Source organism: Fulvivirga maritima (genome assembly GCF_021389955.1).
GTDB classification, from domain to species: domain Bacteria; phylum Bacteroidota; class Bacteroidia; order Cytophagales; family Cyclobacteriaceae; genus Fulvivirga; species Fulvivirga maritima.
The window spans coordinates 4,567,787-4,583,638 of sequence record NZ_CP089980.1 but is presented as its reverse complement, the minus strand read 5'-3'; the positions used below and the strand labels follow the sequence as shown (position 1 = coordinate 4,583,638).

The following is a 15,852-nucleotide window of genomic DNA, read 5'->3' as shown; positions in this document are numbered from 1 at the left end:
CCTTCCTCTGATGTAAATGGATCTGTTACCACTCCGGAGCTTGTATTATACCTTCCGGTTCTCACATTATTATATCTGGAGACTTCACGCTTAGCGGAAACCTGGTTATAGAAGCAGGCGCATCTATTACCGTTGGTGGCCAGCTTAGAAATAGTGGCAGTACAAACATTACTATTTCTGGTGGAGTGATGAACGTCAATTCTGTTTCTATGGGAAATGATATTACCTTAGGCCTTGATCAGACTACATTAAATGTTACAAATAATTTTAACACAGGATATCACGGCGGACTGGATATAGATGATTCCCAAATTAACATTGGTGGAGATTTTGTAGACAATACGCAAACAGGCTCTTTAAGAATTGATAATTCTTCCATTAAAACCACTGGCCATTTCAAAACAGCATCACAAACCAGCTTAAAAGTAAAAAATAGTGAAATTGAAGTAGGACTAGACTTTGGTTTTATCGGCCCAGATGGCAGCAACCTTGACTTAGATCATACTACTTTAACGGTTGGTGGAAAAATGACAATCTATAATAAAGCGAAAGCCAAATTCATCAACGAATCTGCTTTACTAGTTAATGGCAGTTTTACTAATATGGATGAAGCCGAAACCACTTTTGATAATTCCAGCCTAGAGCTACCAAACACCACAACAGTTTTATTTAATGGATTTCATGCCAAAATGGAATTTTCTAATGGCAGTACAGCAACAGTTTCTGGAGATTTACAAACAGAAGATGGATCTAAATTCACTGCAGAAGGCCAAGGCACTAGCATAAATGTGGGTGGAGATATTAATAATGACTTTCAGGCAGATTTTAATATTGAAGATGGAGCTTCCTTTTATGTTGCCGGTGATTTTAATAATGGAATCAACCCGCAAGGTGGTGAGGTGACTAGAGGTATTGTTAATATTAACGGAGGTACATTAACAGTGGGTAATGATTTTAACAATGATTATGGCAGCAATGTAGATATAAGCGATGGTGGACTATTAGATATTGGTAATGATATTAATAATGATCAGGCAGGTTCAATGGATTTTGGTGATGGCACTATTAGGTATGATGGCGACATCAACGATCCTTTTAACGGTGTAAATGGAGGCGATTGCCCTGATGGATGCTGCGGCACCGGATGCACTCCTCTCCCAGTTTCATTAATTAAATACACAGCCACTTTATCAGGTAGTCAAGTTTTAAATCAATGGACTTCCGCCTCTGAAATTAACAATGATTACTACACCATCAGTCGATCCTTTGATGGAGAGACTTTTACACCATTAGCCACTATTAATGGAGCCGGGAGTAAAGAAACCCAGACTGAATATTCATGGGTAGACACAAACTTTGGAATGGTAAGAACCTACTATCAGCTTTCACAAACAGATTTTGACGGCAATCAGAAAGTTTTAGACATAAAAATGATTGCTCCAGAAAGCAACAATACCAATGAAACCATCATACTATCACCTAACCCTGTAACATTTGCCATTTCATATATTACCATTAAAAACATGGCGCTTAGCAATGGTACTTATGAAATAGTAAACATGCAAGGCAAAACACTTATCCAAAGTGGATTTAAAAACAATAGAATCTCAATTAATGATCTAAGCCCGGGAGTTTATTTGGTAAATATTCAGGCAAACAATTCTACCTATAAATCTAAATTCCTTATCCTTTAATTTTTTCTTTTGCCATACCACTTATCAGTAATAAATAAAGCTCATTTCCTGATTTACTTATTCCAGTACTAATTATTATATGATTATCCGTAATTACCCATAATGTAAAAAAAGTATTAAATTAGTGTATGGATATATTCAGTTTCACTACCCACTTCAGTGATGAACAATCATGCAGAGAGCATTTTAAAGGAGAACGAGACAAGTTAGGAGTTATATGTCACCGTTGCGGTCATGATCAGCATTATTGGATAAAAAGCCGATGGAGCTATGAGTGTAAAGCTTGCCGAAGTAGAACTTCTTTACGTAGCGGCACGATCATGCAAGACTCTAACCTTTCTTTTCTGGTTTGGTACAAAACAATGTTTTTAATGAGTGTTACCAAAAAAGGTTTTTCCAGCAAGGAGATTCAGAAGCAATTGGGATTGAAACGATATGAGCCCGTATGGGCAATGGTTCATAAACTGAGAAAAGCCATGGGAAATCGAGATTCCAGATACACTTTAGAGGGAATGATTGAGATGGATGAGGGCTATTTTACAGTGGAATCAACTGAGATCGAGAAGAATAAAGGGAAAAGAGGTAGAGGAGCGGCAGGAAAACAAAATGTAGCAGTAATGGCTGAATCTACTCCTTTAGAAGACTTGGAAACAGGAAAAAAAGAACGCCAATGTCGTTATTTCAAAGCTAAAGTACTTAAAGGCCACAGTTCACAGGAAGTAGATCATGTATTACAATCATCCATTGATGAACAAAGTATTGTTTTTTCAGACCAAAGCACTTCCTATGTTAACATTGCTGATTATATAGAGCTTCACATTACTGAGAAATCTAATAAGCAAACCACTAACGAGACACTTAAATGGGTGCATATCACCATTAGCAATGCCAAAAGAACATTTCTAGGGAACTACCATAAGATTAAAGGAAAGTACCTTCAATTGTATCTCGATGAGTTTGTTTACAAACTCAATAGACGATACTTTGGTGATAAGCTCTTTGATAGGCTCGTTATAGCTAACATTACAGCATATGACTAATTACGGATAATCATAAATTATTATATGTCCTAGAAAATAAAAGCATTTTATGGCATAGAATTTTTATCAAATATTATTTTAATACAGTATCTGGAATTAAATTCCTAAAATGAGACTTTTTCCCTTTCGCAGAATCCCTAAATAGCTTAAGATCAACACTTTCTTTTCTGGCATTTTTTTTCGTATTTATATATATATCAAACACTACCATTTTTTATATGAATAAAAATAATTACTTCAAAGGCCTTGGTGGGATTCTGATTTTAGGGTTAGTTATCGGTTTTTTAGGTTTTCAATATCAACTCGGTAATATCAGAAAACAACAGTCTAATTTACAATTAGCCGAGAGTGTAGATGCCGCCAGGAATAACATATCAGAAGGAAGGTTGGAGCTTGAAAAACTCCAGGACGAAACGCAAGCTTTTAAACAAGCTGAACTATTTGAAAAAGCACATGAAATTCTAAAAGCATCTTATGAAGAAAAGGATGCTTTTTATATTAAAGACATCTCTACTCATCGCTTATTAAAAAGAGCCTGGGCAGAATCTAAAGAGTTAAACGATCAATTTTCAGAGAACGTAGCTTTTAACTCCGCTCTAATAGAAGATAAAGCAGCCAAACTGGTAAAGACATTAAATAGTCTGAGCACTTTGTTGGATGAAACAGCTGAGAACCTTGAGTCATCTATAGTAGTATGGACAGTGGTACTCATCATAGCAGAATTACTTCTATTTATTATAATGGGCATTTTAGTATATAGTGTCTATAAAGAAAATGAAAAGGCCTCAGCTATAAGTAGCCAAAAACTAAGTACTGAAGAAGAGAGAGAATAGAAAAACTCACCTCTTATGTAGAAGCCATTTCATCTGGCGACTTTAAGCATGAATTAGATCTGGACATTCAAGAAGATAAATTGGCTTTCACGCTTTCGAAGATGAAAGAACAAATTTTATCGAACCTGGAAGATAATGAAAGGCGTAACTGGGTGAACACAGGTATTGCTGAGTTCGGAGAAATTCTTAGAACGGATAACAACCTCAACAGCTTGTCTGAGCGCATCATAAGCAAACTGGTTAGCTACCTAAATGTTAATCAGGGCTTTTTGTTTGTTATAGAGGGAGAAGCGGCCAATCAGCATTTGGAACTAAAATCTGCCTATGCATATGAACGGAAGAAGTTCATGCAAAAGCAAATCACTAAAGGAGAAGGCCTGGTAGGTCAGTGCTGGGTTGAGGGCAACACTATTTTCTTAAAAGAGGTACCTAAAGCATATGTAAACATTACTTCTGGTTTAGGAACAGCCCCTCCTACTTGCATTCTTATTGTACCCTTAAAAGTACAGGAGGATATTTTTGGCGTAATAGAATTAGCTTCTTTCCACACGCTTAAAGATTATCAAATAGAGTTTGTAGAGAAATTGGCAGAAAGCATTGCATCAGTAATTTCTACCGCTCAAATAAACGAGACTACAAAAACCCTACTTGAAGAAACGCAACAGCAAGCCGAACAGCTTAAGTCTCAAGAAGAGGAAATGAGACAAAATATGGAAGAGCTTCAAGCTACTCAGGAAGAGATTTCCCGAAAAAGCAGTGAGGTTGAAAGCCGAATGGCTGCTGTAGATGAGAGTGGTATTGCTTCCATAGAATTTGACCTTGACGGCATTATTCGCAACGCCAATGACAACTTCCTTACCATGATGGGATACACCATGGATGAGATAGAAGGTAAACACCACAGAATATTTGTAGACAAAGAATATGGAGACTCTCCTGAGTACGCTCAATTTTGGAGTGATCTGAATAAAGGAAAAATTCATAATGGTGAATACGTACGCTATGGAAAAAATGGCAAGAAAGTATACATACAAGGCAGCTATTCTGTTATAAAAGATAATAAAGGAGAAGCTCAGAGTGTATTGAAGCTGGCCATAAACGTAACTAACACCAAGCTGGCGCATGAAGAGCTTCAGCAACAAGCAGAAGAAATGAAGGCGCAGGAAGAAGAAATGCGTCAAAACATGGAAGAACTTTCTGCTACACAAGAAGAAATAGAGCGGATTCTAAAAGAAGTACAAGACAGTCAACAATTTATGAATGACTTGATTAATGCTTCTACAGACACCATTTACACAGTGGATAAAAACTTCAACCTACTTATATACAACAGTGTATTTCAAAAAGTATGGGAGAGTCAGGGTGTTGAGTTGAAAAAAGGAATGCCTATAGCCCAGTTCTTTGAGGATGACGAGCGAGACAAACACCTCGAGTTAATCAAAAAAGCACATGAAGGTATTGCCACAGAGATTAAAACCGACAAGATTATAGCAGGTAAAAAGCACTACTTTAGCCTTATTTATAACACAATAAAAAATCAAGAGGGAGAAGTAGTAGCTGCGGCGGTATTTGCTAAAGATGTTACCGATGAAGAAGTCGCTAACATGCAGCAAAAGAAGCTATTGGCTGAAACTCAGGAGCAAGCTGAAGAAATGAAGGCTCAGGAAGAAGAACTAAGACAGAATATGGAAGAACTTTCTGCCACACAAGAAGAGGTTGAGAGAATACTTAAAGAAGTGCAAGACAACAGGCAGTTTATGTCTGATGTAATAGACTCTACCACTGATCATGTTTTTACGGTAGATAAAAATTTACAGGTAGTCACTTTTAACAAAGCTTTTTATGAAGCTTGGAGAGAACTGGGTGTAAACATAGAAAAAGGAACTCCTATCAATGCTATCTTTGAAAAAGAAGAAGTAGAAGGACATATGTCTGTTATTAAAAAATCCTTGGCAGGTGAAATGATAGAGATCAAAGTGGAAAAAATCATGGGTAAGCAAACGGACTACTTCAATGTAATGTATAGCCCCATTAAGAATACAGATGGAGATATTGTAGCCACTTCAATATTCGCTAAAAATATTACAGATGCCGAAGTAGCCCGAATGAAACAAAACGAACTGCTGGCAGAAACACAAGAGCAAGCAGAAGAAGTTAGGGCGCAAGAAGAAGAGCTAAGACAGAATATGGAAGAGCTTGCCGCTACCCAAGAAGAGATGGAACGTATCATGAAAGAGGTACAGAAAAATGAAAAGTATCTTAAAGAAGTAATGAATGTGATTCCTGACCCTTTATTTACTATGGATAAAGCTGGAACCATTATCCTTTTCAATGAGCCTTTCCAGGAAATATTAGTACGAAATGGAAATAAAGCTGAAGCTGGAAAAAGCTTCATAGACATGCAGCAAACTGAAGGTCAAAAAAATCAAATTAAAGGAATCATCAGTAGAGTTTTTAAAGGTGAAAATATCGATTTTACTATTGATTACAATACTGAAAAAGGTGCTGTTCACATTTATAATTACTACTGTCCTATTAAAGATTTACAAGATAACATAATAGGAGTAGCTAATTACTCACGTGACATTACCGAACTAGTAATGGCAAGAAAAGGCAAGTAATATTTAATGGTTTACTTGATGAGGCCGCATCTAAAAGAACACTTTGGAGACGGCCTCATTTTTTATTGTATCTTAATGATTAAATATAATTTCACCCTTATTAGAAACATGAAATGCTCCTTCTATAAACCACTTTAAAAGCTTATATTTAAAGATTAAACCCAAACCATTTTTTAGCATAATAAACCTATGAAGCTCATCAAGAGTACCCTATTTTTTTTAGTTATTTCACTATCAACAGCAGCCGCTCAAGCTGACTTGGATTACACTTTTGACATGGATGCCAACGTCATGCATGTTTCTCTGATATACAAGCCTAAATCCAAAGGAAGTACCACTTTTGAATATGGCAATAAGTATTATGGAGGCATGAGTGATTTACTAAAAGGCCTTATAAAACTTCAGGCTAGCGTGAAATTTGAAATCGATTCTGCTAATAGCACCATCACCTTCATACACAGCACCAAAGAACCGGTTTCTATACAATATGATATCATTGACACCCATACTCCTGAGCAAAAAGTAGTAGGTGAAATGTTTAGGCCAATCATCACAGACTCGTATTTCTTCTCTTTGTCCCACTCTTTATTTCTAAAGCCAAAAGTTTATAAGAGAGCATACGATAAAATGAAAATGTCCGTAAAATACATCAATGAACCTGCTTTTCCTCTGTTTTTCAGCTTCGCTCCAGAGCTGCAACCTGAACAGGAAGTGACCATTAGCCTGACCAAAGGAATGGATGCTTTAGTTTGTGGTGCCTCTAATTTACATATAGAAGAACGGATGACGGGTACCACCAAAAATTATATAGTTCTACGAACGGAATCTGAAGAATCATACAATTTCAATCGGTTCATGAACTACTTTGAGGCTTTTATGCCTTCAATATCAGAATTTTGGGGCAACACAAATGAAAAAGTGTACTCACTAATTGCATCTCCTTTCTTGGACATTGACAATCATCAAGTATCAGGAACTGCTTTTAATAATGGTTTCCATATAAAATATTCCGGTGACACTATACTGGCCAATAACGAAGTCCTTTTTACTGTATCTCATGAGATTATGCACAGATTTACCGGCTCCAGTTATCTCTCCATGAGCAATGAAAACCAATGGTTTAATGAAGGCTTTACTGATTACAATACATGGCTTTTACTTAAAAAAAGCGGACTAATTACTGAAATGGACTTAAAAAACACCCTTTCAGACACCTATCGAGAATTACTAAGTAACCCAACAAACACTATAGCAAACAGTGAAATATTAGAACACTTCTGGGATAATCATGACTATGAAAGATTGCCATACCAGAGAGGCGCGTTGTTTGCAGCTTATATAAACAAGCAACTTTCCTTATTAAAAGATGAAGATAAGACCTACCAACATTTTATGAGAGGCCTACTAGAAAGAGGACTTAAAAAAAGACAGAGAGTTAACTACAAAGGACTTCTTAAAAGTAGCATCTCACTACCTGCCAAAACAACAAATAGAAAATGCATTAGAGCATTACATTATGATGGGCAGAATAATCCCACCATCGCAGATATTATAAAAAAAAGAGGCCTAAAACAGGCCTCTTTCAAGCAAATTCTATAATTGAATATCAAATTAGATCAACTAAACATACTTGTGGCGTCGATCAATTCGTTATTTACTGTATTAGAATATATGGCATAGTTGAAGCCTTTATGAATGGCATAACCTCCATAATTTCCATTTTTATCTAAGGCCAAAAATCCTACTTGTAAGTTTTCAACATCCTTCAACTTCTTATAAATACGCTCTACAATGGTTTTACAAGCTTCCTGAGGACTAGCGCCCTGCCTCATCATTTCTACCACCATAGCACTTCCTGAAACTCTAATTACTGCCTCACCGAGTCCGGTAGCACAAGCACCTCCTACTTCATTATCTACAAAAAGGCCTGCACCTATTATAGGAGAGTCTCCTACCCTACCATGCATTTTGTAAGATGCGCCGCTGGTAGTACAAGCTCCGGATAGATTACCTTGCTCGTCTAAGGCCAGCATACCGATGGTATCATGGTTTTCAATATTGATTGCTGGTTGATATTTAGACTCTTTCAACCAATTTTCATAGTCCTTTTTTGAAGCTTCCGTAAGCAGATTAGTTCTTTCGAAACCTTGCTCCACTGCAAACTGAAGTGCCCCTTCGCCTACCAGCATTACGTGCGGAGTCTCCTCCATCACTTTTCTGGCAACAGATATGGGATTGACAATATCCTGCAAGAAAGCGACAGATCCGCAATTACTATGCTGATCCATGATACAAGCATCAAGGGTCACTTTTCCTTCTCTATCAGGATATCCTCCTAAGCCTACCGTACGTACTTCAGGGTCACTCTCAGGTACTCTTACCCCCGCTTCTACGGCATCAAGAGCATTGCCTCCTTCTTTCAACAGCTTCCAGGCAGCAGCATTTGCAGGCATACCATGGTTCCAGGTAGATATTACTACAGGCTTTTTTACTTTAGAATCACTGGTTGCATTTTCAGTGGTGGCTGCGGCTGCAGCACCTTCTGCGCTATCTTTTTTCTCAGAATTACAGGCTAGTGGCATAAAGCCTGCTCCGGCTAATCCTATTCCCAGTGAAGACTTCTTAAGAAAGTCTCTTCTATTATTTTTCATGTGTTGTCTTAGGTTAATTTTGGAGTTTAATATAATTCAGAAATAAAAATAAAAGAAACAAGGTGGCATCAAAAGTAATGGCTTCCATTACACCTACCTTGTTTCTAATTCACAATTTTTAATTTATTACTTCTCCTCTTCTTTGGGCTTTTCTACCGTAATTTCAGTCACTTTAGACATTGGCTCTCCATCTTGAATGGCTACTGCCTTCAAAGTAGTTCCTTCATCAAGATATAGAGGACCTTCATATAAAGAAGACTCTTTGGTAGGCTCTGAGCCATCTGTAGTATAGTACATTTTAGAGAGTCCAAATTGGTTTTTCAATGAAACCACTAGCTTCTCTGTACCGGCCTTATCCTCTACGTCATAAGTAACATAGTAGATACTTTTAGAATAATTAATTCCTCTGTAATCATACCTTTTCAACTGATTAGGAATTTTTTCTTTGAAAGCTTCCCAATCTTTATTCTCTAACGGAGTCCAAAGCACTTCAGACAAAGCTGCTAATCTTGGGAACACCACATACTCTACCATTTCTGATGTAGGCAGATACTCTGACCATACATTAGCCTGAGCTCCTAAAATATATTTTTGCTCTTCTGGTGAAAGCACCTCTGGGGTAGGATCATAAGAGTACACTCTTTCAAGTGTTGTATATCCAGAAATTTGTAATGGTTCAAATTGAGGATCTCCCTGATAGTGGTCAAAATACACATAACCTCCGGGAGTCATCACTACATTATGCTTTTCCTTAGCAGCAGCAATACCACCTTCTTCACCTCTCCATGACATAACAGCGGCATTAGGCGCTAAACCTCCTTCTAATATTTCGTCCCAGCCAATGATCTGACGACCTTTTGAATTCACAAACTGCTCTATTCTGGTAATAAACCAACTTTGTAATTCATGCTCATCTTTCAGACCTAACTCTTTAATTTTTTCTTGTACCTCTGCTGATGCTTTCCACTGATCTTTCCATGCTTCATCTCCGCCTATGTGTATGTATTTGCTTGGGAAAAGCTCCATTACCTCGGTAAGCACATCTTGTAAGAACTCAAATGTTTCATCCTGAACACCATAAATATCCAGGAATACTCCCCACTCGGTAACTACTTTAGGCCTATTGCCTGTAACTCCTAATTCAGGATAAGAAGCCACGGCGGCTGTAGCATGTCCGGGTAGTTCTATCTCTGGCACCACAGTGATATGTCTCTCCTGAGCATATGCCACTACTTCTTTAATTTCTTCCTGAGTATAAAAACCTCCATATCTTTTCCCGTCAAACTCTGTAGAACCAGCATGACCTACTAAAGTCTCATCTCTATAAGCTCCTATTTCTGTTAGTTTAGGATATTTTTTGATCTCTATTCTCCAGCCCTGATCATCAGTTAAATGCCAGTGAAAAGTATTGAGCTTGTGCATAGCCATGTTATCAATATACTTTTTCACAAAGTCTACCGTACTGAAATGTCTGGATACATCTAAATGTAAACCTCTCCATTTATACCTCGGATAGTCCTGAATAGAAACCAATGGCACTAACCACTTTTCGCCTTCTACTTTTTCTGTGCTTTCTATGGCAGGGGGCAGTAATTGCTTTAATGTCTGCATACCATAAAAAAGCCCTGCATGGTCTTTTCCTACAATTGAAACACCTGCATCATCTACTTTAAGCTCATACCCTTCTTCAGGTACGTCAAGGTTTTCATTTACGCTAAATAGGATACCACCTTCAACTTTTCCTTCCGCACTCTCTTCAACAGCCAAGCTAATACCTGATGCTGCACTAAATTGATCAGCAAAAGATTCTGCTATTTTCTGTGCCTCTTCATCATCTTTAGCAAATAAAAGCTTTGTATTTTCATTAATAATAAGAGCTCCCTTTCCCTGTTCTAAACTAACAGGCTCAGGAATAATACTGATTGGGGAGTTATATTCTTCTTCCTTCGGCACGGAAGTTGAACAACTGACACTTGTGAATATCACCGCCCAAATTAAAAGTTGTAAAAAGTGATTTCTCATTTCTTTCTTTTTAAAGGGTTGATTAAAACATCAGGATAATAACCTAAAAACTGTCATTTCCTGAAAACATGTTAATATCTTGTGAGCAATTTACAAATGTTTGCGCACACATTTTCCAAAATTAAAGATTTTTATTTAAGATTGTAAGTAAGAGTCCAATCATACATTCAAACTAAAGGTAATATTTATGAGCAAGAATATAGCGTTAATGCTTCTCTTTCTTCTGAGCGCTCCCGTATGGGTAAACGCACAGGAAAATAATTTACATGGTATGTCTACAGAATACGACTGGCCTGAAGATCCTAAGGTACTTGCCAAGCTGGATAAATGGCAAGATCAGAAGTTCGGCATGATCATTCACTGGGGTTTATATGCACAAGGTGGCATGGTAGAGTCATGGGAGCTCACCTCAGAAGACTGGATCAATCGTAAAGATTCTATGAGCTACTGTGAGTTTAAAGAATGGTATTGGGGACTTAGCAAAGAGTTTAACCCTGTAAACTTTGCTCCTGAAAAATGGGCAGAAGCCGCTAAAGATGCTGGTATGAAATACGTAGTATTCACCACCAAGCACCATGATGGCTTCAATATGTTTGATACTCAGCAAACCGATTTCAAAATCACTAATGGTCCTTTTGCAGACCACCCCAAAGCTAACGTAGCTAAATATGTGTTTGAAGCTTTTCGTAACGAAGGCATGATGATTGGAGCATATTTCTCCAAGCCTGATTGGCACTCACAGTACTTCTGGTGGGATAAATATGGTTCTTGGGATCGTAATGTGAACTATAACCTTGCTGCTCATCCTGAGCGTTGGAATAAATACAAGCAGTTTGCTTATAATCAAGTAGAAGAACTTACTTCTGACTATGGCAGCATAGATATATTGTGGTTAGATGGTGGCTGGGTAAGACCTGGTAGAATGGTAAGAAATGGAGAGCAAAGTATAGATTTACCCAAGATAGCAGCTATGGCAAGAGAAAATCAGCCTGGAATGCTAGTGGTTGACAGAACAGTTCATGGTCCATATGAAAACTATCAGACACCAGAAAGAAGCATTCCTGACCATCAGATCAGTAACCCATGGGAAAGCTGCATTCCTCTGGCTAACAATTGGGGTTATGTACCTAATGATCAGTTAAAATCATCTACAAAAATCATTCATTCATTAGTAGAAATTGTAGCCAAAGGTGGTAGCCTATTACTAGGAATTGGGCCTAAGCCAGATGGAACGTTGAGAGAAGAAGACATGAAGCGAATGGCAAAAATTGGTGACTGGTTAGATCAAAACGGAAAGGCAATTTATAACACAAGAATAACACCTACCTATAATTACGAGAATGTGTTTTTCACTGAAGATAAAGAAGGTAAAAAATACGCCATAGTAAATATACCTGAAGGAGAAAAGGTTCCTACCACAGTAACCTGGGAAGGAAATACTCCAAAAAAAGGCAGCAAAATAAAAATGCTTAGCAATGGCAAAAAGGTGAGTTGGAAACTTAACCAGGGAAAAGTAGAAATTACTGTTCCTGAAAAATTCATCAGTCAGAATGACACCTACCCTGCTTTAGCCTTTGAATTTAATACAGAAAACTAATTATCGCATGAGAAGAAATAAGATTTTAGTTGCAGCTCTATTAGCATTATCCATAGTAGCCTGCAAAAGCAAAAAAGATGCTCCGCCGCCCGCAGCTGTAGGTCCAGTGCCTGATGCTGAACAGATGGCATGGCACAAAATGGAAAAAAATGCTTTTATTCATTTTACCATAAACACCTTTACTGATAAAGAATGGGGTTATGGAGATGAGTCTCCTGAGCTATTCAACCCTACAGACCTAGATGCTGATCAATGGGTGAAAGTGCTTAAAGAAACAGGATTCAAAGGCGTAATTCTTACTTGTAAACATCATGATGGTTTCTGCTTATGGCCTTCAGAATACACAGAGCATGACATTGCTAACAGCCCCTATAAAAACGGTGAAGGAGATATAGTAAGAGAAGTATCTGACGCTTGTAAAAAGTACGGACTTAAGTTTGGGGTTTATGTTTCTCCGTGGGATCGTAACCGGGCAGATTATGGAGATTCTACTTATGTCACTTACTACAGAAATCAATTAAAAGAACTATTCACTTCATACGGAGATGTATTCGAAATGTGGTTTGATGGTGCAAACGGTGGTGACGGATACTATGGTGGAGCTAATGAAGAAAGAAAAATAGACCGTAAAACATACTATCACTGGCCTAAAACGCTGGAAATGGTTCGTGAAATACAACCTCAGGTACTGTTCTTTAGTGATGGTGGCCCAGATTTAAGATGGGGAGGAAATGAGCTGGCAAGAGCTGGATTTACTAACTGGAACACTATATCTTCAGATTCCATTTATGCCGGTATGGCTGGAATACAAGACCTTTTGAATAAAGGATCTGAAGACGGTAAAAACTGGGTGCCTTTAGAAGCCAACACTTCTATCAGACCAGGTTGGTTTTATCACGCCAAAGAAGATTCTCTTGTAAAAACGCCAGAGCAATTATTAGATATCTACCTTACTTCAGTGGGTCGTGGTTCTACCCTATTACTGAATGTTCCTCCAGATAAAAGAGGTCAATTTCATGAAAATGACATTGCTTCACTAAAAGGATGGGATGCACTTCTTAAGAAAGAATTTGCTAAAGACCTTACAGAAGGCGCTTCTATCTCAGCATCTACAGTTCGAGGAGAAGATGATACTTACTCTGCCAACCAAACCCTAGATGACAATTATGACACCTATTGGGCTACCGATGATGCCGTTAAGACAGGTTCTTTAGAAATTGATCTAGGAGAGTCACAACAAGTAAAATACATTACTATTCAAGAGTACATTCCATTAGGACAACGTGTAAAAGAATTCAATGTAGAAGCTTGGTTAAATGGCAAGTGGGAGAAAGTTGCTGAAGCTACTACCATCGGTTACAAAAGGATTTTAAGACTTGAAGAGCCTGTGGATACAGAGAAAATCAAAATTAATATAACAGATAGTAAAGCCTGTCCCGTTATAAATAATGTTGAAATTTACTAAGTCAAAGTGATGGATGTAATTGGTTATCAATTTACTCTATCTCAAACTAGTTATATATGAAGAAATTAAAAACGCTTATTTTCTTAATGCTCATTGGTCTGGCCATAACCCAGACCAATGCACAAGGAAAAAAAGCTTTCAGAATTAAAGATGGAAGCTTTCAGGTTAATAAAAAGCCTATCCATATCTATAGTGGCGAAATGCACTATAGCCGTATTCCTAAAGAATATTGGAGACACAGATTAAGAATGATTAAAGCCATGGGTCTTAATACCGTGGCAACCTATGTTTTTTGGAACTACCATGAAGTAGAACCTGGAAAATGGGATTTTAGTACTGGTAATAAGAACTTAGCAGAATACATAAAAACCGCTCAGGAAGAAGGGCTTTATGTGATTTTGAGACCAGGACCATATGTATGTGCTGAATGGGAATTTGGAGGATATCCGTTTTGGCTACAAAACAATCCTGACCTTGAAATTAGAGCGAACAATCAGGCATTCTTAGACTCTTGTAAGGTATACTTAGGCAAGCTGGCTGAGCAGGTAGCTGATTTACAAGTGAGCAGAGGGGGTAATATTATTATGACCCAGGTAGAAAATGAATTCGGTTCTTATGTATCTCAGAGAGAAGATATCAGTGCCGAGGATCACCTGGCTTACAGAACCAAGATCTATGAAATGCTTCAGGAAGTAGGCTTTGAAGGGCCATTTTTTACTTCTGACGGCAGCTGGTTATTCGAAGGAGGAGCGATTGAAGGAGTATTACCTACTGCCAATGGAGAAGGCAATGTTAACAACCTTAAAAAGGCGGTAAATAAATATCATAATAATGAAGGTCCTTATATGGTAGCTGAATTTTATTCAGGGTGGTTAGATCACTGGGCCGAAGACTTCATTACTATAGGGTCAGAAAGTCTCACCAATCAGACCAAAACCTATTTAGAGAATGGCGTTGACTTTAACTTCTATATGGTTCATGGCGGCACAAATTTCGCTTTCACCAGCGGGGCTAACTATAATGATGAGCATGATATTCAGCCTGATCTTACCAGCTATGACTATGATGCCCCTATTAGCGAAGCAGGATGGGCCACACCAAAATACAAAGCCATCAGAGAAGTGATGAAGGAGTATGTTTCATATGATGTTCCTGAAATTCCTGAGCAGATACCCGTTATATCTATTCCATCTATAGAAATTTCAAAATCAGCTGATGCCCTCAGTTATATCAAAAAACAAAAGCCGGTTAAATCAGAAACTCCGCTCACATACGAAGAGTTGATGCAAGAATCTGGTTATGTTTTATATAGAAAGAGATTTACTCAGCCTATTAACGGAAAGTTGAAAATAGAAGGACTTAGAGATTTTGCTACGGTATACGTTAACGGCAAGAAGCAAGGCGTATTAAATAGAGTATTTAATAACTATGAAATGAACATATCCATGCCTTTCAACGGTACTCTTGAAATCCTGGTTGAAAACATGGGGAGAATTAATTACGGAGCCGAAATTGTACATAATAAAAAAGGTATAATAAGCCCTGTAACTATTAATGATTATGAAATTACTGGTAACTGGGAAATGTATAAGGCTCCATTTGATGAAGTACCTTCACTAGATAATCTGAAGGAAGCCAAAACTGGTTTACCTGTAATCTATGAAGCTACTTTTAACATAAAAACAGCAGGTGACACTTTCCTTGATATGACAAATTGGGGTAAAGGTATAGTATTTGTTAATGGCCATAACCTAGGCAGATACTGGAAAGTAGGCCCTCAGCAAACATTATATGTACCAGGATGCTGGTTAAATGAAGGAGAAAATAAAGTAATTGTTTTTGAACAACTTAACGACACAGAACAAAAAGCTCTTTCAGGAATAAAAGAACCTATATTAACTGATCTTAAAGTAGATTAGTCCACCCAAT

At 37.6% G+C, this 15,852-nt stretch carries 10 protein-coding genes; 8 read left to right on the top strand and 2 right to left on the bottom strand.

The window, feature by feature from the left end; genetic code table 11:
• Positions 1 to 209: 209 nt before the first annotated feature.
• The 5 genes from LVD15_RS19340 to LVD15_RS19320 all read left to right on the top strand — a co-directional run bounded on the left by LVD15_RS19340 (position 210) and on the right by LVD15_RS19320 (position 7,787).
• Positions 210 to 1,694: a T9SS type A sorting domain-containing protein gene (locus LVD15_RS19340; RefSeq protein ID WP_233776853.1), complete on the top strand. Its 1,485-nt coding sequence runs from the start codon at positions 210 to 212 to the stop codon at positions 1,692 to 1,694.
• 128 nt (positions 1,695 to 1,822) lie between these two features.
• Positions 1,823 to 2,734 carry an IS1595 family transposase gene (locus LVD15_RS19335; RefSeq protein ID WP_233775934.1) on the top strand — a complete coding sequence of 304 codons (912 nt, stop codon included), beginning with the start codon at positions 1,823 to 1,825 and terminating at the stop codon, positions 2,732 to 2,734.
• 218 nt (positions 2,735 to 2,952) lie between these two features.
• On the top strand, positions 2,953 to 3,567 hold the full coding sequence (locus LVD15_RS19330; protein WP_233776852.1) for a hypothetical protein: 615 nt from the start codon (positions 2,953 to 2,955) through the stop codon (positions 3,565 to 3,567).
• A 101-nt stretch (positions 3,568 to 3,668) separates the two neighbouring features.
• Complete coding sequence (locus LVD15_RS19325) at positions 3,669 to 6,188, top strand: PAS domain-containing protein (protein WP_233776851.1); 2,520 nt, start codon at positions 3,669 to 3,671, stop codon at positions 6,186 to 6,188.
• Between the two features lie 189 nt (positions 6,189 to 6,377).
• A complete protein-coding gene (locus LVD15_RS19320; protein ID WP_233776850.1) occupies positions 6,378 to 7,787 on the top strand; it encodes a M61 family metallopeptidase in 1,410 nt (469 codons plus the stop codon).
• 17 nt (positions 7,788 to 7,804) lie between these two features.
• Here the strand turns inward: LVD15_RS19320 and LVD15_RS19315 are convergent, their stop codons facing one another.
• Positions 7,805 to 8,839 (bottom strand): isoaspartyl peptidase/L-asparaginase family protein, encoded by a 1,035-nt coding sequence (locus LVD15_RS19315; RefSeq protein ID WP_233776849.1) that lies wholly within the window; start codon positions 8,837 to 8,839, stop codon positions 7,805 to 7,807.
• 126 nt (positions 8,840 to 8,965) lie between these two features.
• Positions 8,966 to 10,861, bottom strand: coding sequence for a beta-N-acetylhexosaminidase (locus LVD15_RS19310; protein ID WP_233776848.1), 1,896 nt, complete (start codon positions 10,859 to 10,861; stop codon positions 8,966 to 8,968).
• Between the two features lie 187 nt (positions 10,862 to 11,048).
• Here LVD15_RS19310 and LVD15_RS19305 point away from each other — a divergent pair, with 187 nt between their 5' ends.
• Genes LVD15_RS19305 through LVD15_RS19295 form a run of 3 tightly spaced genes read left to right on the top strand, consistent with a single transcriptional unit; the run spans position 11,049 to position 15,842 of the window.
• Positions 11,049 to 12,458, top strand: coding sequence for an alpha-L-fucosidase (locus LVD15_RS19305; RefSeq protein WP_233776847.1), 1,410 nt, complete (start codon positions 11,049 to 11,051; stop codon positions 12,456 to 12,458).
• Positions 12,459 to 12,465: 7 nt separating this feature from the next.
• The gene (locus LVD15_RS19300) at positions 12,466 to 13,923 is read left to right on the top strand and encodes an alpha-L-fucosidase (protein WP_233776846.1); all 1,458 of its coding nucleotides are present in this window, start codon (positions 12,466 to 12,468) and stop codon (positions 13,921 to 13,923) included.
• 56 nt (positions 13,924 to 13,979) lie between these two features.
• Complete coding sequence (locus LVD15_RS19295) at positions 13,980 to 15,842, top strand: beta-galactosidase (RefSeq protein ID WP_233776845.1); 1,863 nt, start codon at positions 13,980 to 13,982, stop codon at positions 15,840 to 15,842.
• The last annotated feature ends 10 nt before the right edge of the window (positions 15,843 to 15,852 follow it).

Excerpts from the sequence above, each read along its gene's own strand:
- LVD15_RS19340 (WP_233776853.1), top strand. The coding sequence starts at position 210 with ATGGGAAATGATATTACCTTAGGCCTTGATCAGACTACATTAAATGTT.
- LVD15_RS19335 (WP_233775934.1), top strand. The coding sequence starts at position 1,823 with ATGGATATATTCAGTTTCACTACCCACTTCAGTGATGAACAATCATGC.
- LVD15_RS19330 (WP_233776852.1), top strand. The coding sequence starts at position 2,953 with ATGAATAAAAATAATTACTTCAAAGGCCTTGGTGGGATTCTGATTTTA.
- LVD15_RS19325 (WP_233776851.1), top strand. The coding sequence starts at position 3,669 with ATGAAAGAACAAATTTTATCGAACCTGGAAGATAATGAAAGGCGTAAC.
- LVD15_RS19320 (WP_233776850.1), top strand. The coding sequence starts at position 6,378 with ATGAAGCTCATCAAGAGTACCCTATTTTTTTTAGTTATTTCACTATCA.
- LVD15_RS19315 (WP_233776849.1), bottom strand. The coding sequence starts at position 8,839 with ATGAAAAATAATAGAAGAGACTTTCTTAAGAAGTCTTCACTGGGAATA.
- LVD15_RS19310 (WP_233776848.1), bottom strand. The coding sequence starts at position 10,861 with ATGAGAAATCACTTTTTACAACTTTTAATTTGGGCGGTGATATTCACA.
- LVD15_RS19305 (WP_233776847.1), top strand. The coding sequence starts at position 11,049 with ATGAGCAAGAATATAGCGTTAATGCTTCTCTTTCTTCTGAGCGCTCCC.
- LVD15_RS19300 (WP_233776846.1), top strand. The coding sequence starts at position 12,466 with ATGAGAAGAAATAAGATTTTAGTTGCAGCTCTATTAGCATTATCCATA.
- LVD15_RS19295 (WP_233776845.1), top strand. The coding sequence starts at position 13,980 with ATGAAGAAATTAAAAACGCTTATTTTCTTAATGCTCATTGGTCTGGCC.